The 19,117-nt window shown below is 69.5% G+C and carries 19 protein-coding genes and 1 pseudogene; 12 read left to right on the plus strand and 8 right to left on the minus strand.

Annotated elements, in window-relative coordinates:
- Positions 1-22: 22 nt before the first annotated feature.
- The gene (locus tag ACIPSA_RS32055) at positions 23-613 is read left to right on the plus strand and encodes a DinB family protein (protein ID WP_402641341.1); all 591 of its coding nucleotides are present in this window, start codon (positions 23-25) and stop codon (positions 611-613) included.
- On the opposite strand, the gene ACIPSA_RS32060 is transcribed toward ACIPSA_RS32055, so the two are convergent.
- Positions 597-962 carry a heavy metal-responsive transcriptional regulator gene (locus ACIPSA_RS32060; protein WP_402640706.1) on the minus strand — a complete coding sequence of 122 codons (366 nt, stop codon included), beginning with the start codon at positions 960-962 and terminating at the stop codon, positions 597-599. The two genes, ACIPSA_RS32055 and ACIPSA_RS32060, sit on opposite strands and share 17 nt — an antisense overlap.
- Positions 963-1,046: 84 nt before the next feature.
- On the opposite strand from ACIPSA_RS32060, the gene merB reads away from it, so the two are divergent.
- Together merB and ACIPSA_RS32070 are read left to right on the plus strand one after the other, a co-directional pair.
- The gene (merB, locus tag ACIPSA_RS32065; protein WP_402640708.1) at positions 1,047-2,015 is read left to right on the plus strand and encodes an organomercurial lyase; all 969 of its coding nucleotides are present in this window, start codon (positions 1,047-1,049) and stop codon (positions 2,013-2,015) included.
- Positions 2,016-2,039: 24 nt separating this feature from the next.
- The gene (locus tag ACIPSA_RS32070) at positions 2,040-2,522 is read left to right on the plus strand and encodes a DUF5990 family protein (RefSeq protein WP_402640710.1); all 483 of its coding nucleotides are present in this window, start codon (positions 2,040-2,042) and stop codon (positions 2,520-2,522) included.
- A 148-nt stretch (positions 2,523-2,670) separates the two neighbouring features.
- On the opposite strand, the gene ACIPSA_RS32075 is transcribed toward ACIPSA_RS32070, so the two are convergent.
- Complete coding sequence (locus ACIPSA_RS32075) at positions 2,671-2,844, minus strand: hypothetical protein (RefSeq protein ID WP_402640712.1); 174 nt, start codon at positions 2,842-2,844, stop codon at positions 2,671-2,673.
- Positions 2,845-4,730: 1,886 nt separating this feature from the next.
- Between ACIPSA_RS32075 and ACIPSA_RS32080 the strand changes: the two genes are divergently transcribed.
- Both ACIPSA_RS32080 and ACIPSA_RS32085 read left to right on the plus strand, forming a co-directional pair.
- On the plus strand, positions 4,731-5,408 hold the full coding sequence (locus ACIPSA_RS32080) for a VOC family protein (protein WP_402640714.1): 678 nt from the start codon (positions 4,731-4,733) through the stop codon (positions 5,406-5,408).
- A 297-nt stretch (positions 5,409-5,705) separates the two neighbouring features.
- Positions 5,706-6,362 (plus strand): hypothetical protein, encoded by a 657-nt coding sequence (locus ACIPSA_RS32085; RefSeq protein ID WP_402640716.1) that lies wholly within the window; start codon positions 5,706-5,708, stop codon positions 6,360-6,362.
- Here ACIPSA_RS32085 and ACIPSA_RS32090 read toward each other — a convergent pair.
- Positions 6,346-8,163 (minus strand): asparagine synthase-related protein, encoded by a 1,818-nt coding sequence (locus tag ACIPSA_RS32090; protein WP_402640717.1) that lies wholly within the window; start codon positions 8,161-8,163, stop codon positions 6,346-6,348. The genes ACIPSA_RS32085 and ACIPSA_RS32090 overlap by 17 nt on opposite strands.
- A 1-nt stretch (position 8,164) precedes the next feature.
- Entirely contained in the window at positions 8,165-8,758 is a 594-nt protein-coding gene (locus ACIPSA_RS32095; protein ID WP_402640720.1) for a lasso peptide biosynthesis B2 protein, read from the minus strand.
- Between the two features lie 731 nt (positions 8,759-9,489).
- Between ACIPSA_RS32095 and ACIPSA_RS32100 the strand changes: the two genes are divergently transcribed.
- Both ACIPSA_RS32100 and ACIPSA_RS32105 read left to right on the plus strand, forming a co-directional pair.
- Positions 9,490-10,338 carry an oxidoreductase gene (locus ACIPSA_RS32100; RefSeq protein ID WP_402640722.1) on the plus strand — a complete coding sequence of 283 codons (849 nt, stop codon included), beginning with the start codon at positions 9,490-9,492 and terminating at the stop codon, positions 10,336-10,338.
- Positions 10,339-10,437: 99 nt separating this feature from the next.
- A pseudogene (locus ACIPSA_RS32105) lies at positions 10,438-11,297 on the plus strand (helix-turn-helix domain-containing protein).
- 65 nt (positions 11,298-11,362) lie between these two features.
- Here the strand turns inward: ACIPSA_RS32105 and ACIPSA_RS32110 are convergent.
- Complete coding sequence (locus ACIPSA_RS32110) at positions 11,363-12,235, minus strand: alpha/beta fold hydrolase (protein WP_402640724.1); 873 nt, start codon at positions 12,233-12,235, stop codon at positions 11,363-11,365.
- A gap of 98 nt (positions 12,236-12,333) precedes the next feature.
- On the opposite strand from ACIPSA_RS32110, the gene ACIPSA_RS32115 reads away from it, so the two are divergent.
- Together ACIPSA_RS32115 and ACIPSA_RS32120 are read left to right on the plus strand one after the other, a co-directional pair.
- Entirely contained in the window at positions 12,334-12,894 is a 561-nt protein-coding gene (locus tag ACIPSA_RS32115) for a CGNR zinc finger domain-containing protein (RefSeq protein ID WP_402640727.1), read from the plus strand.
- A 603-nt stretch (positions 12,895-13,497) separates the two neighbouring features.
- A complete protein-coding gene (locus ACIPSA_RS32120) occupies positions 13,498-14,622 on the plus strand; it encodes a hypothetical protein (RefSeq protein WP_402640730.1) in 1,125 nt (374 codons plus the stop codon).
- Positions 14,623-14,752: 130 nt separating this feature from the next.
- Here the strand turns inward: ACIPSA_RS32120 and ACIPSA_RS32125 are convergent, their stop codons facing one another.
- Together ACIPSA_RS32125 and ACIPSA_RS32130 are read right to left on the minus strand one after the other, a co-directional pair.
- Positions 14,753-15,466: an alpha/beta fold hydrolase gene (locus ACIPSA_RS32125; protein ID WP_402640733.1), complete on the minus strand. Its 714-nt coding sequence runs from the start codon at positions 15,464-15,466 to the stop codon at positions 14,753-14,755.
- Positions 15,467-15,487: 21 nt separating this feature from the next.
- Positions 15,488-16,459 (minus strand): alpha/beta hydrolase, encoded by a 972-nt coding sequence (locus ACIPSA_RS32130; RefSeq protein ID WP_402641343.1) that lies wholly within the window; start codon positions 16,457-16,459, stop codon positions 15,488-15,490.
- Between the two features lie 224 nt (positions 16,460-16,683).
- Between ACIPSA_RS32130 and ACIPSA_RS32135 the strand changes: the two genes are divergently transcribed.
- The 3 genes from ACIPSA_RS32135 (at position 16,684) to ACIPSA_RS32145 (ending at position 18,911) form a co-directional block, all read left to right on the plus strand.
- The gene (locus ACIPSA_RS32135) at positions 16,684-17,160 is read left to right on the plus strand and encodes a carboxymuconolactone decarboxylase family protein (protein ID WP_402640735.1); all 477 of its coding nucleotides are present in this window, start codon (positions 16,684-16,686) and stop codon (positions 17,158-17,160) included.
- 75 nt (positions 17,161-17,235) lie between these two features.
- Complete coding sequence (locus ACIPSA_RS32140) at positions 17,236-17,595, plus strand: DUF779 domain-containing protein (protein ID WP_402640738.1); 360 nt, start codon at positions 17,236-17,238, stop codon at positions 17,593-17,595.
- Between the two features lie 77 nt (positions 17,596-17,672).
- Positions 17,673-18,911 carry a phosphodiester glycosidase family protein gene (locus ACIPSA_RS32145; protein WP_402640740.1) on the plus strand — a complete coding sequence of 413 codons (1,239 nt, stop codon included), beginning with the start codon at positions 17,673-17,675 and terminating at the stop codon, positions 18,909-18,911.
- Position 18,912: 1 nt separating this feature from the next.
- Here the strand turns inward: ACIPSA_RS32145 and ACIPSA_RS32150 are convergent, their stop codons facing one another.
- Positions 18,913-19,107 (minus strand): hypothetical protein, encoded by a 195-nt coding sequence (locus ACIPSA_RS32150; RefSeq protein WP_402640742.1) that lies wholly within the window; start codon positions 19,105-19,107, stop codon positions 18,913-18,915.
- Positions 19,108-19,117 lie beyond the last annotated feature (10 nt).

Consider the following 19,117-nt stretch of genomic DNA (forward strand, 5'->3'; position numbering starts at 1 on the left):
CAGAGACTCCCTTCCCGTGCGGATGGCCGTCACCATGGAGGAGGCGGCGGCAGCCGGAGGGCAGGTGAGACTCGTGCAGGACGCGACGTCGGTGGATCGTCAGGCGATCCACGAGGAACTGGAGCGGGCCCGCACGACGTTCCACCGACTGCTCGACGGGGCCACCGACGCCGACCTGCGCCGACGTACCGAGGGAACCCGGTGGACCAACGAGCAGCTGCTGTTCCACATGCTCTTCGGCTACATCCTCATCCGGCCCCTGCTGGCGCTGCTGCGGGTGTTCGGGCGGCTGCCAACGGGGGCGAGCCGCGCCTTCGCCCGGATCCTCAACGCCGCGACCAAGCCCTTCGACGTCGTCAACTACCTCGGCCCGGTCGGCGCCGCCGGCATCATCGGCCGCCGCCGGATGGGAGCGACGTTCGACCACATGATCGCGTGGCTGCACCGCCGTCTCGACGCCGAGCGGGAGGCCGACCTCGCGCTCGCCATGGACTACCCGACCCGCTGGGACCCGTTCTTCCAGGACGTCATGACGATCACGGACCTCTACCGGTACCCGACGCAGCACTTCGACTTCCACCACCGACAGCTCACCCTCACCGAGGACCGGTGAGAACGGGCACCCCACCGCTCGCGCCGCCTTCCTCTCCGTTGTCACCTCCCGTGCGCAGCTCAGCCACGCGGTGCTCGATGTCGGCCAGGTGCCGCTGGATGAGTTCACTGACGTGATCGCACGGGGCCTGCCCGGAGTCCCGCAGGGTGAGGACCGACCGGATCTCGGCGAGGGTGAGCCCGGCGCTCTGGGCCTCGCGGATGAAGGCCAACCGTGTCGAGGCTGCAGGCGGATAGTCGCGGTAGCCGCCCGGGGTGCGGGCCGGTTCGGGCAACAGGCCGGCCTGCTCATAGAAACGGATGGTCTTGGCCGTCACCCCGCAGGCGGCGGCCAGCTCGCCGATGCGCATACCTGTCAGCGTACGACTTGACCTTCCACCGCACTGGAAGGTCTAGCGTCTGACGCAGAGGCTCTGAACTGGGAGGACGCCGACATGCGCATCACCGTGCTGACCGTGCCCGACTGCCGCAACGCCCCCGTGGTCGAGGAGCGGATCACCCACGCGCTGGACGGCCGAGACGCGCGCGTGGAGTTCGTCGAGGTAACCGACGAGGAGCAGGCCGCGCAGCTGGAGATGACCGGCTCACCCACCATCCTGATCGACGGCGTGGATCCCTTCGCGCTGCAGGGAGCCCGGCCGTCCATCTCCTGCCGCCTGTTCCGGGGATCGGACGGCAGGGTCGACGGGGCACCGAGCGTCGCCGAACTGCGCAGTGCCCTGCGGACAGCCGACAGCGAGGGCGAGAGCGAATGCCTGCCAGTAGACACGGTCGGCCGGGACGGACGCGGGCGACTGGCGCCGGTGGACGGTGGACTGCGCGACGTCCAGCAGGCCGTCCTCCGCCACTTCGCCACGACCGGCGGCGCACCCGAAGCCGCCGACCTGGAACCCCAGGCCGCCGCCCACGGCCGTACCGCCACCGACGTCCTGGCCGACCTGGCGGCCGAGGACTTCCTCACCCGCGACGAGCACGGCCGGATCCGGGCGGCGTACCCCTTCTCCGCCGTGCCCACCGCCCACCGGGTCCAACTCGCCGACGGCATCGAGGTGCGGGCGATGTGCGCGATCGACGCTCTCGGCATACCGGACATGCTCGGCACGGACGCCGTGATCACCTCCACCGACCCGGTCACCGGCGAGACGATCACCGTCACGTCCACGGGCGGCCACCTGACCTGGCGTCCATCCTCCGCCGTCGTCTACCTGGGGCAGCGCTCCTGCGCCGGGCCCGCCGCAGACGTCGCCTGCGGGGCCCTGAACTTCTTCGCCGGCCCCCGCACGGCGCGCCGCTGGGCCGCCCGGCACCCCGACTTCACCGGCAAGACCATCTCCCAGGACCGCGCCGAGGCTCTGGGCCGGTCCACCTTCGCCTCCCTGCCGGCAGACTCGGAACCCGTCTGAACCCCAGCTGGGAGGGTGGAGTCGATGAGCGACCTGAGTACCCGCATCGATGCCGTCGACCTGCCCGGTCTCACGTGCTCGCCCCGAGCTTCCGGCGACGGCAGCGTACAGACGTACGGCAACATCCACGTCGCCGTACAACGCCGCGCCCGCCGCGACGAAGTCCTCGACATCCAGCCCGGCGATGCCGATTCCGCGACCTGGACGCTGCCGTGCACCACGACCGCCACGCCCACCGGCACGGACATCAAAGGCCCCTATGTCCAGGGCCGTCCGGGCGAACGATTCATCTACCTGTCGTGGGGCACCGTCGACGAGCCCGGCACCTTCACCATGTTCCGCCGCGCCAAGCTCCTGCTCGACGCCATCCCCGACGCCGTACTCGCCTCCGCCGTACACACCGGCCTGCTCGTCGGACACCCCGGCCTGACCGACGCGCACGGCTGCCCCCTGTGCGCACGTGTCGTCCCTCCGGCCATCGCCTGGACCGCCGAACCTGCCGACTAGAGACAACCCCGGGGCTCATGGATGTCGTCTGAGCAACACGCACCGCTCACCGTGCGCGATGTGCTGGGGTGGCTGCCCGGGCCAAGGACGGACTAAAGCTCTTCGATGAGCTGGACACGGACGACGCGATGTAGGAGTCCGCCGCCGGTCAGAAGCAGCAGGCGCAGCCCGGCGCGCAGCCGCAGCCGTCCGTCTCCTCGACTGCCGCCGTAGCGGCGGGTACGGCACAGCAGGCGTCGCCGCGCCAGGCGTCCCGCCCCTCCTTGAGGACCGAGCTGGGCGCCCCGAGGAGATGTCCGGTGCGGCGGCCGCCGTCGGTCACACGACGGTGATCGCGGACGGCGGCTACCGTGCACTCCCAGGGCTGCTTTGCGGAATATGAGATCCCGTCCTGGTCAAGGGGAAGCTACGGGCTTGCGAAGGGCACCACGACGCACGACAGGTGTTGAAGTGGAGGACGAGTCGCCCGGGAAAGCCCGCGATCGTAGTTTCCTTACGATGGCCGAGGAGACATCGATCCGGACTTCGACGCCTCAGGGGCGGTTGCGTCCTTACCGTTCGTGCCGTCCTTACCGCTGGTCCCATCCTTACCGTTTGTTCCGCGTTCCCCGTTAGTTCCGTCCTGCCCGTCCTGTCCGTCCTTCCCGTCCTTCCCGTCCTTGCCTTGCGGACCGAGGGGGCCGGGCGGACCAGTGGGGCCGGGCGGGCCCGAGGGGCCGGGCGGACCGGAAGGAATAGGTTCTTGCTCCTGCACTGTCTGCAGATCGTAAATCCGCAGATGGTCGACGACGAGCGCACTTGACTGCGCGACGATCACAGCGACCAGCGCTGCACCGATTACGTGACGCCGCGGCAGTTTTCTCAGTTTTTCGCTCAGCCTGTTCATGCTGTCCACATGACCCCTCGGTGTGTGACGGCGACAGTGTAAGTGACTAAAAAGAAATGGAAGGAGAGGAACCTACATGCCGCAAGCCTGTCGCAAAGTTCCGCTGGTTTCGCATGTGACACAGCGCGCCAGCACCTTTTCCTCGTTTGATCACCCGAACAGGCACCTGTTCGGGTGATCAAACCCGCGGATCGCCGGAAACTACAATTGCTGGAAGCGCTGTTCCGCCAGGTGGTGGTTCAACGGCTTCTCGTCATAGCGGACGCGTCGCCCGGAGTCCCGTGATTGCCGGCACCTCACCGTGACCTGTTCCGAATCGGTTCAGGGGATACGGTTTCTCCGTTCCTTCCGTTCCTGCCATCCCTTCCGCGCTTGCCCCTCCTTCCATCCCTGCCGTCTTCCCCGTCCACCCCGTCCCGGCCCCTCCTGCCGTTGTTGCCGGGTCTGCCTGGCAAGCCGGTGGGGCCGGGGGGACCGGCTTGGCCGGGGGGACCCTTGGGGCCGGGCGGACCGGACGGACCGATCTCCAGCCGCTGCGTCTCCAGATCGTAAATCTGCATTCGGTGGGCGACGATCACAATCGACTGCACGAGAAGCACAACGACCAGCACTGTGCCGAGTACGTTCTGACGCCGCAGCAGGTTTCCTAGTTTTTCTCTCACGCTGTTCACATGACCCCCTCGGTGTGTGACGGCGACAGCGTAAGTGACAAGAGGTTGGAGAAGGTGGAACTCCACGTCGCGAGTCTGTCGCGGCGGCGACGAGTTATCGATCGCTACATGTGTATTTCGTTGAACCAGTGCTTCAAGCCCTGTCGGGGCGGCAAGTTGGACATTGCCCGACGCGTGAGAGAACCACAGTGGATCGCATTTGTCGGATAAGCTGCGAAAGGTGGATCAGCGTGATCATCCCAGGGCCGGCCGACGTAGCCTGCCTGTCAACACGATTCCTCATGAGACTCCTCCAGGTCGAGCCGGCTGTCAGGTCTGCTCTCGACCCGGACAGCATCCCTGCCGGGGCCATGCACCGAATCCATGTCATTGCGCCCGTTACTGCACGCGGCGGAATATACATTATTTTATGCAAATAGCTCTGCATATCGGTGCATCTTGGAAACGCGAGACACTGGATCTTGAGGATCTGAGAACGGACATCTCGTGGTCAAGAAGGTCCGCGAGCTGAGGGCGAGAGCGACTGCCCCCGGGGCTCCAGGACGTTCCCATGAGCTCGATGATCTTTCGGTCGCTTCGCCGCCGGACGGGTGGTTCCGAAGTACCGGATGGTCGGAGGAGGTTGTCCGACCTGCACGCTACGTTGAGCGCATGACCTACACGGAGAGCAAGATCGAGCGCATCAGGCCGAAGGAGTTCCACGAAACCGTCGGCCTGGAGGACTGGCGCGTCGTGGGTGAGGGAGCGTGTACGTACTTCCGCACCGGGTCATTCGCGGCCGGCGCCCAGTTCGTGCAGGCGATCAGTGAGATGCCGGGAGTTGGGGATGATCACCCGGACGTGGACGTGAGACAGGAGGGCGTGATCGTACGGCTGATCACGGTCAAGGACGACTACTACGGGCTGACCGAACGGCACGTCGAGCTGGCCCGGCAGATCTCGGCGGTGGCCCGCACGCTGGACATACCGGCCGACCCGTCCGTCGTGCAGACCGTCCAGGTCACCATCGATGCCCTCGCCGGTCCCGACGTGGTGGCGTTCTGGCGTGCCCTGCTCGGCTACCAGGACCGCGCGAACAGCGGCGAGGATCTGATCGACCCGCGCCGCCGCGGGGCACCGTTCTACTTTCAGCAGATGGACGCACCGCGCCCGCAGCGCAACCGGGTCCACGTTGACGTGTGGGTGCCGTACGACCAGGCCGAGGCCCGGATAGCCGCAGCGCTCGCGGCCGGGGGCCGCCTGGTGAACGACGCCGACGCGCCGTCGAACTGGGTGCTGGCCGACCCCGAGGGGAACGAGGCGTGTGTCGGCGTGGCCGGCCCTCTGTAGTCCCGGGCCAGACGCCGCGAGCGCACCAGTCGGTGGGTAGTCGGTGGCTGCAACTGAACTTCCGCCTATCACTGGCGCGGACGCCTTCCCTGTGCCCGCCGGTCCGGGCGAGTTCCGAGCCGAGGTGTTCGCCAACTCGTTCCACTGGACGGACCGGGATCAGGTCGCCGCGACCGTGCTCGCGATGCCGGAGCCCGGCGGCGCGTTCGTCAACATGAGCGATCTCAAAGACCAGTACGGGGAATCGGTACGGCTGCCGCAGCGGGGTTCGCACCACGCGGCGACAGGAGTTTCTATGTGCTCGGCTCCGAATTCCACGCGATGGCCCAAAAGGTGACGCTCAGCCCCAAGGACCGGCTCCGCCAGCAGTGGCGAGATGATGCCGATCAGTGGACCAAACCCTCGGAAGTGAACCCGCTCTCCCGCAGGGAGATCCACCAGCCCGGAGATCTGGTGGCGGCACAACCGTGGATGACCTCGGGGCAGTGGATCGAGTCGAACGACACGTTCGCCACGCGACTGGTCGTACAACTGCCCATCAGCACGCCGTACGACCAGGTGTCGTTCTATGCCACCGCGAGCCTCGCACGCAAGGACCGGCTCGTGCTGCAGCCACCAATCCAATTCCGCGCGAAATCCTGGGACAACGGAAAAGAAGTCCCCGGATGGGTGAAGAAGCAACGGACGAAGGAATACGACTTCCTCGTCTACCGTGCCAGGTTGCTCGAGAACAACGCGATCGACGAGTACACGAGGGATGCGCGTTTCCTCACCGTCTACTGGAAGTTCGGCCCGCACGGCGCGTTCGTAGCGACGTCCATCGCGCGCGAGGGCGAGGAGGGCCACGAACCCAGCCCTGCGGAAGAAGGCGAGGTGACGAGCCGGTACGGCCTCGTCAACCTCCTCACGGGCCCTTACGTGCGGAACCTGTGGGACGTCAAGAGCCAGCGGTGACGGACAGCGCCGCGCCGGTCGGCCCGGAGCGCTGCTCCAGTCGCTCCAGCCAGGCCACCAGGGCGAGGGAGCTGTTCAGACGATCCCAGGAGTACGAGTCCCCTGTGCCGAGCCGGGCTTCCCGCACCGCCTGGCACAGCGTCTCCACGTCGAACATCTCCGAGATAAGCGGATGCCGGGCGGAACGGCACAGGTCGATGAGTTCGTCGCCGTGTGCCCGCAGGCCGCGGGCGTAGAGGTCGTCGAAGGGGACCTTGACCGCCCTGCCGCTGATCGGAGCGGGGAGCAGGTCCGCCATGGCTGCGCGCAGGACGGCCTTCGGACGGCCCGGCTCGAACGTGACCGCGGCGGGGAGGCGGCTCATCGTGGCGATGACGTCCGGGTCGAGGAAGGGGTGTGAGAGGAGGAACCCGTCGCGTGGTGCACGGTGCCAGGACAGCAGGTCGGGAGCGGCCGCGTAGTTGGCGGCGTGGTACAGCGACTGTTCCGGCCGGCGCCCGTACACGAAGCGGCTCTCCTCGACGCCGGCCTCCCGGTAGCCGTGCGCCCGCGCGAATCCGGACCGCAGCCATCGGGGGCGGTTGAAGGTGCCGAGTCCGCCGAGCACCGTGCCGCCGCGGGCCAGTGCGGTGATCCGTTCGGCCGCCAGCGGAAGAGCCGGCTGGACCACGTAGGCGCGGACGACGTCCCGCAGGCCCCGCTCGCTTCCCGCGGCCCAGGCACGTGCCTGCTGGGTCATCCGCCGGAACCGGCCCGTGCGGGCGAGCATGTGCAGGTGGAACGGGTTGGCGTCCGCGATCGGATCGGCTCCGCAGCCGGTCAGGAGGGTGTCACAGCCCAGCTCGGCGGCCGCGGCATGGAGCCTGCTCCAGAACGGGGCGCGGAAAGCGTGCGCATGAGGCTCGTCCGCGTCTCCCGCGTGGTGCTGGAAGTCGTCGAAGTCGGCCACGTCGTCGGCATCGACGATCAACGGGCGGGCTGCGGGTGTGTGCCGCCGGATCTCCTCCATCGCGATGTCCAGGTACGGCCGCTCCGCGGCCAACTCGCCGTGGGAGAAATGCCCGGCGAGCAGGACGAGCTCCCCCGGGCCGCCGCGTCCCGCGGCCAGCAGACGTGCGGCGAGCAGCGCGACGCTGGTGGAGTCGGTGCCGCCCGAGACATGGCATGCCGTCGCGGTGCCCATACGGCGCCCGACGGCGTTCTCCAGCGCCAGGCGGAGCTCCTGCGCGGCCTCACCGCGTCGGGGTCCGTCGGCTGCCGACGCGGCCGGGCCGGTGACCGGTGGGACGCGTCGCAGCGTACGACCGCGCATCCGCCCGGTGAGGGAGAGCTCCACCACCTCGCCGCCGAGGACCCGGTGCACCCCGGTGAAAGGGGTGAGGTCCGTGTGCGGTTGCGCCATGTTCCCGGTGAGGTACCGGCAGAAGTAGCGGGGGTCCAGCTCGGTGGCGCTCCCCAGGCTGCGGGCGGAGGTGCTCACGGCGTTCACGCGGCCATCGGACTCGCTGAAGAACAGGGGAACGCGTGCCTGCTCGTCGCGTGTCAGAAGGATGCGGTCGCGGCACACCAGAACGGCCGCGTAGTCGCCGGGCGGCAACAGCGGGGCGGCTCCCCGCTGTCCCATGGCGTCGAGGAGGCCGCGTGCGCCCGCCGCCCGGTCGCGGGCCGAGCCGGCCCAGCCGACGACGGCCGCGGTGCCCGAAGGCGAGGAGACCGTCGTCACGAGTCCCTGACGCACCATCGCGTCGGCGGTCCGGAGCCTGGGTGCGCCACCGACCCACTCCAGACGGAGCGCGTCCATGTCACCGTCCCCCGCAGCTGATCGAGAGCACCGGTGTGAAGGCGTGCCCCCGCGGATCGGAGTCGGGGATGCACAGGCCTGCCGAGGCCGTCCAGGCATGCATGGCGAACGGATGTTCGCGCACACCGATGTGCAGGACGGCCTCCTTGCCGCTCCGCCGCAACAGGACGAAGGCCGTCACCGCCTCGGACTTGCAGTCGCCGTTGACCAGCCAACTGCTGCGGCTGTGCGACTGCACCGCTCGTTTCAGCCGTCCGACCTCCTCCGCGGAGGGGACGTCCGCACGGGCGTAACCCGGGGCGGCCAGGGACAGCAGCCGCAGGACGCGCCCAAATCCGACGGCCCGGATCAGCAGGTGCACTCCACGCAGCCAGAGCCCGACGCCCGCGTCCGCGTGCCGCGTCCGGCAGTCCGGCGCACACCCGGCACGCATCAGGACGGTGACGAGCTCGGCGCGTTCCTCGGGGCTTCCTTCGGCGAACTTCCGAACGTCCGCCGCCGCCATGCCCAGAAAACGCGTCCGCTTCCAGTCCGCGATCAGCGCTCCGTCGGACATCCCGGTGACACGGCAATGCGGTGACAGAATCCTTGCCATGGCTGCCAGGGCATCAGTGTCTTCTGCCACCGCACATCCTCCAGGATTCCACCGTGAACGGTGTCACGACTGGTAGCCGTGACCGTCGTAGAGTCCGCCGCTGAAGCCCCGGATCAGACGGCCGTTGCCGAGAAGGACCAGCCGGTGCGGCTTACGACGCCGCAGCAATCGGAGAATCATCCGCCCACCTCCAGAACCAGGCAGGAACGATCAACTCCAGGCTACTCCGCCCGGAATGCCCCGCAACCGGACCACGGCCCGGCACACGGCCGCACACCACAAAAGTTGACGCACTGTCAACTGGCCGGGAACGCAAGCAAGGGGATGAAACCCCTGAGCCATAACAACTGATGGACCGTCACGACTCCGGCGACGGCCACGTCCGCCCGGCCTTCTCGGCGTGCCTGGTACTGGCTTTCCCAGGGACCGATACCCAGGAAAAGGCCTCCCTGTATGCCGAGGCTCTCCGTCATGACGATGGATCGCACATGGCGCCTTCGCCACACGAAAGGCCGCCTCATCACATGGCCGCCCGTGTGAGGAACCGCGCACCTGACGGAGAGGACATGCGTGACTACAGCGAGCTGCACATCGACGGCGTCTGCACTACTCGACGCGGCAGGCGCCATCACCGGCCACCGGGAGCAGCGAGCGCTGCTCCACGCAGCGATACGAAAATTCGCTACATCTGATCCGATTTTTCTAATATTAAACAAATGAGAGGTAGTGGCATGACCACTTGGTTCATCACTGGTGCGTCCCGCGGTTTCGGCCTGGAGATCGCCCGCCAAGCGCTGGAGCGGGGCGACAAGGTCGTGGCGACGGCCCGCAAGCCCCAGGACGTACGGGACACGCTCTCCCCCTGCGGGGACAGCCTGCTCGCCGTCGCCCTGGACGTCACCGACGAGGCACAGGCCCCCGAAGCCGTGGAGGCGGCGGTCGAGAGGTTCGGGACGATCGACGTCCTGGTGAACAACGCGGGACGCGGTGTGCTGGGCGCGGTGGAGGAGACCTCCGACGCGGCGTTCCGTTCGGTCTACGACACCAACGTGTTCGGTCTGGCCAACGTCACCCGCGCCGTCCTGCCGGTCATGCGTCGGCAGAGGTCGGGCCGCATTCTCAACCTGAGTTCCATCGGAGGCTTCGAGAGCGCGGCGGGCTTCGGCGTCTACTGCTCCACCAAGTTCGCCGTGGAGGGCCTCTCCGAGGCCATGCGCAAAGAACTGGCACCGCTGGGCATCCACGTCACGATCGTGGAGCCGGGATACTTCCGCACCGACTTCCTCGACGCCACCAGCCTGCACACGGAGGGCCAGGTCATCTCCGACTACGCCGGCACCGCCGGCGCCGTGCGCCAGGCCGTCCCCGGCCTCAACCGCGCCCAGCCCGGCGACCCCGTCAAGGGTGCCACGGCCGTCCTCACCCTCGCCGAGGCCGCCAACCCGCCGCTGCGCGCCCAGCTCGGCAGCGACTGCGCGGCGGCCATGGACCACAAGATCGCTCAGCTCCGCGAGGAGACCGACGCCTGGCGGAAGCTGGCCCTGTCCACCGACCACGACGACGTGAAGGCCGGCAACTGACCCGGCGTACGACACTCCGGCCGAACAAGAGGGAGGGCCGCCGTGACAGAACTCGGTGAATTCCTGCGCGCATGCCGCGCCCGGATCAGCGCGGAGCAAGTGGGGCTGCCCACGAACGGGCACCGCCGGGTGCCGGGACTACGGCGTGAGGAACTCGCGTCGCTGGCCGGCGTCAGCGTGGACTACATCGTCAGGCTGGAACAAGGCCGCGTGAAGTCCGCATCTCCCGGCATCCTCACCGCTCTGGCGAGGGCACTCGAACTGCGCCCCGACGAGGAGGAGTACCTGCTGCGGTGCGCCGCGGAAGCCGGCACCGGGGGCCCGGCCAAGCCGGCCGCACCCAGACACCAGCAGGTCTCGCACGCGACACAGGTCCTCCTGGACAGCATGGTGAACATCCCCGCACTCGTGCTCGGCCGGCGCATGGACATCCTGGCCTGGAACAGCCTGAGCGCCGCGCTGTTCACCGACTACTCCAGGCTGCCGGCCAAGCGCCGCAACCACATATGGCTCACCTTCCTCGATCCCGAGGTCCGCGGGCTGTATGCGAACTGGGAGAAGGTCGCCCAGGAGTGCGTCACCTACCTCCGCATGGACGCCGGCCGCTACCCGAACGACCCCGAGCTCGCGCGCCTCGTCGGAGAACTCTCCCTCAAGGACCCCGACTTCCGCCGATGGTGGTCCGACCACAGGGTGCGGGCCCAGCGGCCCGGCGCAAGGAGTTCGTCCACACGATCGCCGGAGAACTGAGCCTGGACTTCCAGGTACTGGACATGCGCGGCACCACGGACCAGAGCCTGCTCGTCTACACGCCGGAACCACACTCACCGAGCGCCCAGGCCCTGACCTTCCTGGCCGGCTGGGCAGCCACCAAGCTCCCCGCAAGGCCGACGGAGACGGCAGGACCATCCCGGCGATCCGGAGTGGCACCTGCGTCGGGGGAATCCAAGGACGACTAATCGCACCGCATGAGCGGCGGCCCGTCCGCAAGGCGCCCCGATGCGCGCACTTGCGCCGGTCCTGCCTACTTCCAGGCGCGGTCGAGGAAGTCGGCGATCAGCGGGGCGATCTCCGGCAGGTGGGTCTCGAGGGCGAAGTGGCCGGTGTCGAAGAGGTGGAGCTCGGCGTCGGGCAGGTCGCGGAGGTAGGCGCGGGCCCCGGGCTCGACGAAGAAGGGGTCATGGCTCCCCCAGGTGATGAGGGTGGGCGGGGTGTGCCGCCGCAGCCACGCCTGCCAGTCGTCATACCGCTCGACGTTGGAGTGGTAGTCGAAGATCAGCGCCCGCTGGGCCTCCTTGCGGCCGGGCAGGTCCAGGAAGTGCTGGTCGAGGGTCCAGCCCTCCGGGGCGATCAGGTCCGGGCCGGTGACACCGGTCTCGTACTGCATGCGGGTGCCGTCGAGGGAGAGCACGCCTCGGATGGCGTCCTCGGCGCCGGGGGTCTCGGGGGTGAGGGCGAGAAGGCCGCGGGCCGCGTCCGAGAGTCCTTCCTCGTAGGCGTTGCCGTTCTGGACGACCAGCCCCGCGATCCACTCCGGATGGCGTTCGGCGATTCGGAAGCCGATGGGCGCGCCGAAGTCGAAGACGTACATCGCGAACCGGTCGAGGCCGAGGCGCTGGACGAAGCCTTCGGTGATGTCGGCGAGCCGGTCGAACGAGTAGGTGAATCCGTCCGGGGCCTCGGTGTGGCCGAAGCCGGGGTAGTCCGGGGCGATCAGCCGGTAGTGCGAACCGAGCTCGTCGATGAGGCGGCGGAACTGGTGAGAACCGGACGGGAAGCCGTGCAGGAGCAGCAGTACGGGCGCGTCGGCCCGGTCGGGGAGGGACTCCCGGTAGAAGACGCGGACGCCGTCCACATCCAGGTGACGGTGGACGGTGCGAGCGATCGGAGCGAGCATGTCTAATCCCTCGATTGCGGTTTGATGCATTAGGTTGATACATAAGGTGTAGCGCGGACCTGGCTAACGTGTCAACCCGCCGATGTACCATTAGCGGCATGAGTGAACTCGTGCCGCTGACGGGAGAACCGCTCGCGCTGGACCTGGTCAACACGCGTCCGACCGCCGACGACCTGCTCGCGACCCCGGGCGACCTGCGGGCGTGGTGGGCCCTCCAGGCCGAACGCCTCCCGGAGGAGGTGCCGCAGGGAGAGGCGACCGCCGCGGACCTGGCCGCCGTGCGGGCCGTACGGGAGCACACCGCCCGGGCCCTCGACCGCGTCCGCCGGGGCGACGAGCCCCTGGCCACCGATCTGGAGGCGCTCAACCAGGCGCAGCGTGCCGCGCCGGCGATCAACGAGCTGGCATGGAACGGGTCGGCGGTGGCCGCCACGCGCCGACGCGACGGATCACCCGGGCGGCGGCTGGCCGCCTGCCTCGCGGAGGCCGCCGCCGAACTGCTGGCCGATCCGGCGGTCACCAGGATCCGGGAGTGCGAGGCCGAGGACTGCGTGATGCTCTTCCTGGCCACCCATCCGCGCCGCCGCTGGTGCTCGGCCACCCGCTGCGGCAACCGGGTCCGCGTCGCCCGTCACTATCAGCGCCATAAGGCCGGATAGAGCCACAAGGCCAGATAGAGCCACAAGGCCAGATAGAGCCACAAGGCCAGACGGAAACGTTGGTCTCAATCCGGTCGTTCCTGGATTTCCCCGGACTTTTCGCTGTCGCCTTCTTGCTGTTCTTCCGGGTCGGGGGAAGGCTCTTGGACCTCTTCCGGCATGTCCTCCGTGGGCGGCAGGTCGTGCGGAACAGGGCCGGACGATTCCGCTTCCTTTCCGTGCATCGCCGGCACTCGCGAGTGCGAGGACGGGGTGCCCGAGGAGCAACCGGATGCGGGGGTGGTCGAGGACCAGGATTCGAAGAGACATCAGAGCAGTTCCGTGGATCGTGGGGCTTTCAGGAGGCGGACGTGCGTTCGTCGTAGCGGCGGTAGCCGCCCTTCCCATGTGCGTCGTGATCCTGCGGGATCCGGGTACCCGTCCGGGGCCGATCGATGCGGCACTGCGACTTCGCCGGCTCCGTACGCCGAGTGGACGCTCGTATCCGCGCAGGCGGCGCCTGCACGCTGGTGGTTGGGGCGCCCGATGACGCGCACGATGGATATTGCCCCGAAGCGGGACCACCAGCGGCACTCCCGACAGGACCGCTCTCAGGAGTGGAGCATGAGGCTTTCCTTCCTCGAACCCCTGTACAAGCAGGCCGGCCCCTACGCATCGGTCTATCTGGACACCTCCCGCGACAGCGCCGTAGCCGATCCCGACGCCGCCATAGCGCTGCGCCGGCGGCGCCTGCAGGACACCCTGACGTCCGAGGGAGCGGACCGGGACTCCGTCACCGCCGCGACGCTGGCCATGGGCGGCGACACCGACGTCCCCGGCACCCACGGGCAGGCGGTCTTCACCGCGCACGGTCGGCTGGCCCTGCTGCAGGAACTGCCCGCCCCACCCGCACGGGACACCGCGCACTTCGGCACACTGCCGGACACCATGCCGCTGATCGTCCAGCACTCACCCGGGATTCCCTACGTGGCGGCGCACGTCCACTACAGCGGCCGTCACTCCACGGACGCCGGCGGTACCGTGCGGTTCGAGGCCGAGGTCGGCGTGTGGCCCCTGACCAAGGTCACACCAGGGCACCATCTCCACGAGGAGATCCCGGTCACCGACTGGCTGAACGCCGCCGAAGCCATCGGCCGGGAGCTGGGGGGCCACGCGCGACGCGTCAACGCCGAGGCGGTGGTCGTGGCCGGGGATGTGTGGGCCCGGGGCATTCTCGTCCGCCGGCTGCCCCATCCCCTGCGCGGACAGGTCATCACCGTCGAGGGCGCCGGTGAGTCACCGCCGCGACGGGCGCTGCTGGAGCACTGGCTCGACAGCCTCTTCAGCGGACGCATGGCCGCCCACGACCGGTCTCTGCTGGCGACCTTCCTCGCACAGCGCGCACGGCCCGCACACGACAGAGCTTCGGCCGAAGGCCTTGCCGCGGCCGTGTCGGCCCTGCAACGCGGCCGGGTCAAGGCCCTCTTCCTCAACAACCACCCGGAGTCCCGGCTGCGCCTGTGGACGGGCCCCGAACCCGGCCAACTCGCCCTCACCGAACAGGAACTGCGCTCCTACGGAATCCAGGACGTCCGCGAGGAGCGCGCCGACGCGGCGCTCACCCGCGCTCTGGTCGGCACCCGGGCCGAACTCGTCCTCGTGCCCGAGCAGCACCTGAGACTGTACGAGGGCGTGGGCGTGCTGCTCCGCTACACCGAACGACGACCGGCGGCGGCCCCTCCGGGCTGACCACCACCGGGATCACCCGCGCCTGCCTGATCCCGCCCCGCGCCAGGGGACGGTCGGCGGTCTCGGACGGCGAAGCCGCGCGGACGCGTATCCGGGGACACGTGTCCGCACGGCCGGCCGTGCCGGCGGGTCAGCCGGTCGCGCGTACCGCTTCGAGGATCAGGCCGGCGACCTCCTTCGGCCGGGAGAGGGCGACCGCGTGCGAGGCGCTCCCGATCTCCACGACCGTCGCCCCGGCCCGCTTCGCGGCGAAGCGCTGCACGTCCGGGTTGATCGCGTGGTCCGCGCCGGCCACCAGCGCCCAGGACGGCTTGGTCCTCCAGGCGGCCGCGGAGGCCGTCTCCTCGAAGGCCGCGACCGCCAGCGGGCGCTGTGCCACGGCCAGGACCTTGGTGACGTCCTCGGGCACGTCGGCGGCGAAGACCGAGGGGAAGGCGTCCTCGGCGATGGTGACCTCGACAGCGCGGTCGCCGCCGGCGACGGGGTACGTCCACTGCTTCAGGCTGCTCACCAGCGGGGAGTCGGGGAAGCGGCCCTGCAGCTCGCCGAGGCTCTCGCCCTCCTCGAGGACGTAGGCCGCCACGTAGACGAGTCCGACCACGTTCTCGGTGGTGCCGGCCACCGTGATCAGCGCGCCGCCGTACGAATGGCCGACCAGGACGACGGGGCCGTCGATCTGCGACGCCACGGACGAGATGTACGAGGCGTCGTCCGCGAGGCCGCGCAGCGGGTTGGGCGGGGCCACGACCGGGACGCCCTGGCTCTGCAGCTCGGCTATGACGCCGGACCAGCTGGTCGCGTCCGCGAAGGCTCCGTGGACGAGAACGACGGTGGGGGTGGTCATGTCTGCGGTGTCTCCTCGGGTTCAGGCGGTGTGCAGGGCGGCGCGCAGCGTGGCGACGGCCTGGGCGATGGCGGCCTCGGCGGCGTGCGTCTCGCGCAGGGCGTTGAGCATCACGAAGTCGTGGATGATGCCCTGGTAACGCACGGCGGTGACGGGGACACCGGCGGCACGGAGCTTGGCGGCGTACGCCTCGCCCTCGTCGCGCAGCACATCGGCCTCGCCGGTGATGACGAGGGCCGGGGGCAGCCCGGCGAGCTGCTCGGTGGTGGCGCGCAGCGGGGAGGCGGTGATCTGGGCGCGCTCGGCCTCGTCGGTCGTGTACTGGTCCCAGAACCACTGCATGCCGTCGCGGCGCAGGAAGTAGCCGGTGGCGAACTGGTGGTAGGAGCCGGTGTCGAAGGAGGCGTCGGTGACCGGGTAGAACAGGACCTGCTGCACGAGCGGGACGTCCCCGCGCTCCTTGGCCATCAGGGTCAGGGCGGCGGTCATGTTGCCGCCGACCGAGTCACCGGCCACGGCCAGCCGGGAGCCATCGAGTCCCTTGTCCGCGGCCTGCTCCACGACCCACTTCGCGACCGCGTAGTTCTGCTCGACGGCGACCGGGTAGCGGGCCTCCGGGGAGAGGTCGTACTCGGGGAAGACCACCGCCGCGCCCGCCCCGACGGCGAGTTCGCGCACGAGGCGGTCGTGGGTGTGGGCGTTGCCGAACACCCAGCCCGCGCCGTGGATGTAGAGGATGACCGGCAGGGTGCCCTCCGCACCGGCGGGCTTGACGATGCGGGCCCGGACGCTGCCCGTCGGGCCGCCCGAGACGGTGATCCACTCCTCGTCGGTCGCCGGTTTGCCGATCTCGCCGGACTGCACCTCGTCGACGGCCCTGCGTCCCTCCGCCGGGGGCAGGTCGAACAGGTAGGGCGGATTGGCGGTCGCCTTCGCGAAGGCTGCTGCCGCGGGTTCCAGGACCGGCTGAACCGGCTCGACGGCCTCGGACACGTGCGTCTCCTGCTGTTCTCGGGTGTTCGATGCGATGCCGTCCGTCACGCTAGATCCGTTGGGCGGGCGGCAATTGCCCATCAGCGCACCGCTACTGTTCCGACGACGCACGAAGGGGCGGCGCAACGGTGCGCTGTGCGGACACGATCAGTGCGAGCCGGCGGACATGATAGTTTCACATTCAACAATATTGATCCAGTGATGATGCCCGAGGGAGCCCCAGAGTGAGCAGCAGCCCCGCGCCCGGTCCGGCGGGCCGCCGGATCTTCGTCGACAAGCAGAGCCCCAAGCCGTACCACGCCCTGTTGCAGACGGCCGAGGCCGTGCGGACGACCGCCGCCGAGGCAGGCCTCGACCGCACCCTCGTGGAACTGGTCAACCTCCGCGTGTCGCAGATCAACGGCTGCGCGTACTGCCTGGACCTCCACACCCGGGCCGCCCTGCGCGCGGGCGAGACGACCCGGCGTCTGGGAGTGCTGGCGGCCTGGCGGGACACCGAGGTGTTCACCCCCGTGGAGCGCGCGGCACTCGCCCTGGCGGAGGCGACCACCGAACCGTCCGACGCCGCCGCCCAGGAATCCGCGTACGCGGCCGCGCGGGAGGTGCTCGCCGACGACCAGATGTCCGCGGTGATCTGGGTGGCGGTCACCATCAACGCGTTCAACCGGGTCTCGATCATGAGCAAGCACCCGGTGCGGTGACCCACGGGTGGTGGACGCGTACCTGACGAGCCGTGAAACTGGGCGGACCCGACGCCACGCCTCAGGACGGTGACCATGGACCAGGAAATGCCCCGCGTCGAACTCACCCCAAGCGCCGCCGACCTGGTGCGCAGGCTGCGTGCCGCCCACGGCCCGCTGATGTTCCACCAGTCCGGCGGCTGCTGCGACGGCAGCGCGCCGATGTGCTATCCGGACGGCGAGTTCCGCACCGGCGGCTCCGATGTGCTGCTGGCCGAACTGGAGGTCGAGGGCGTCGGCGAACCGGTCACGTTCTGGATGTCCCGGAGCCAGTACGAGGTGTGGAGCCACACGCGGCTGATCGTGGACGTCGTGCCCGGCCGGGGCAGCGGTTTCTCCCTGGAAGCACCCGAGGGGGTACGTTTCCTCACCCGTTCTCGTGTAGTGGACGTCTAGCCACCCCGGCGGAAACCGCGTTCTGGTGCACTTCCCCTGAGTCCTGGAACAGTCGACGAGACATCAGGGGGCGCGGAATGACCCATCGTCAGAAGCGGCGGCCAGCCGGAAGAACGGTACTGACGGTCCTCACGGCGTTAGGTGTTCTGGCCGGTGCGGCCCTGACGGGGGCGGCACCGGCCGGCGCCGTGCCGGACGTCGAACGGATCGCGCGGGGCGTCACCTACGAGCAGTTCGACATCGCCGCGGCCAAGGGGGTGACGCACGCCCATGTGGTGATCGTCGACCTGCGCGACCCGCACGTGCACCTGGATCTGCTCCACCCGGGCGCGGTGGCCGCCCGCGCCCCCGTCTCGCGGCTCGCCGACTCCGTGGGCGCGGTCGCGGGCATCAACGGCGACTTCTTCGACATCACCGAGACCCAGCACCCGGGCGTCCAGGTGACGGGCGCGAGCGTGGGACCGGCGATCGCGAACCGGCACGTGCTCAAGGCGGCGGTGCCCGACGGCCAGCGGTTCGGGCCCGCGCTGCCGCCCGGCACGAACACCAGGGACGTCTTCGGTGTGGGTATCGACCGGCGGGCCCGCACGGACCGCCTGTTCCTGCGAGGCTCCCTCCGCACGCCCGAGGGGCTGCTGCCGCTCGGCGGGCTCAACCAGTACGCCCTGCCGGTGGGTTCCGTCGGCGCGTTCACCACGCGGTGGGGCAGTGCCTCCCGGGTGCGCGCCACGTGCGGTACGGACACCGAGCGGGGGGCTCCGTGCAGCACGGACACCTACGAGGTGACGGTCCGCGGCGGCCGCGTCGTGTCGGCCTCCGACACCCCGGGAAGCGGACCGATCGCCGTGGGCACCACGGTCCTGGTGGGCCGGGAGGCGGGCGCGCAGCGGCTGCGGAAGCTGACCACGGGCGAGCGGGTGTCCGTACGGACCCGGCTGGTGGCGGCCGTCTCCAGGACCCGGTACCGCTTCGCCCTCGGCGGCTGCCCGGTCCTGCGCGACGGACAGCCGCTGCCTGGCCTCGACAACGTCACCTCCGCCGTGCGCACCGCCGTGGGCTTCACGGCCGACAGGCGACGGCTGCTGCTGCTCGCGCTGGACGGCGCGCCCGCCTTCCGCAGCGGCCTGACGGTCGCCGAAGTCGCCACGGAGATGCGGAAGCTGGGGTCGGTCGGCGCGTTCAGCCTGGACGGCGGCGGCTCGTCGACGCTGGTCGCCCGCGCACCGGGCGCGGACGCCGTGTCGGTCCGCAACCACCCCAGCGGAGGCGCCGAGCGCCCGGTGCCGAACGGCATCGGGGTCTTCTCGGCACCGTGACTCAGGGCCGCAGGCCGCTGACGAGGTCAGCGGTCGCGGTGAGCCCGTTGGTGATCGTGGGCGCCATGCTCGTGCTGGCCAGGTAGAAGCCGAGCAGCATACAGACCAGGGCGTGGGTGAGCTTCAGTGCGCCGTTGCGCATGAAGATCACGGCCAGGATCAGGAGCAGCAGCACCACAGAGATGGAAACGGCCATCGCGAACCTC

It is taken from the genome of Streptomyces sp. NPDC086549 (genome assembly GCF_044746205.1).
Taxonomy (GTDB): Bacteria; Actinomycetota; Actinomycetes; order Streptomycetales; family Streptomycetaceae; genus Streptomyces.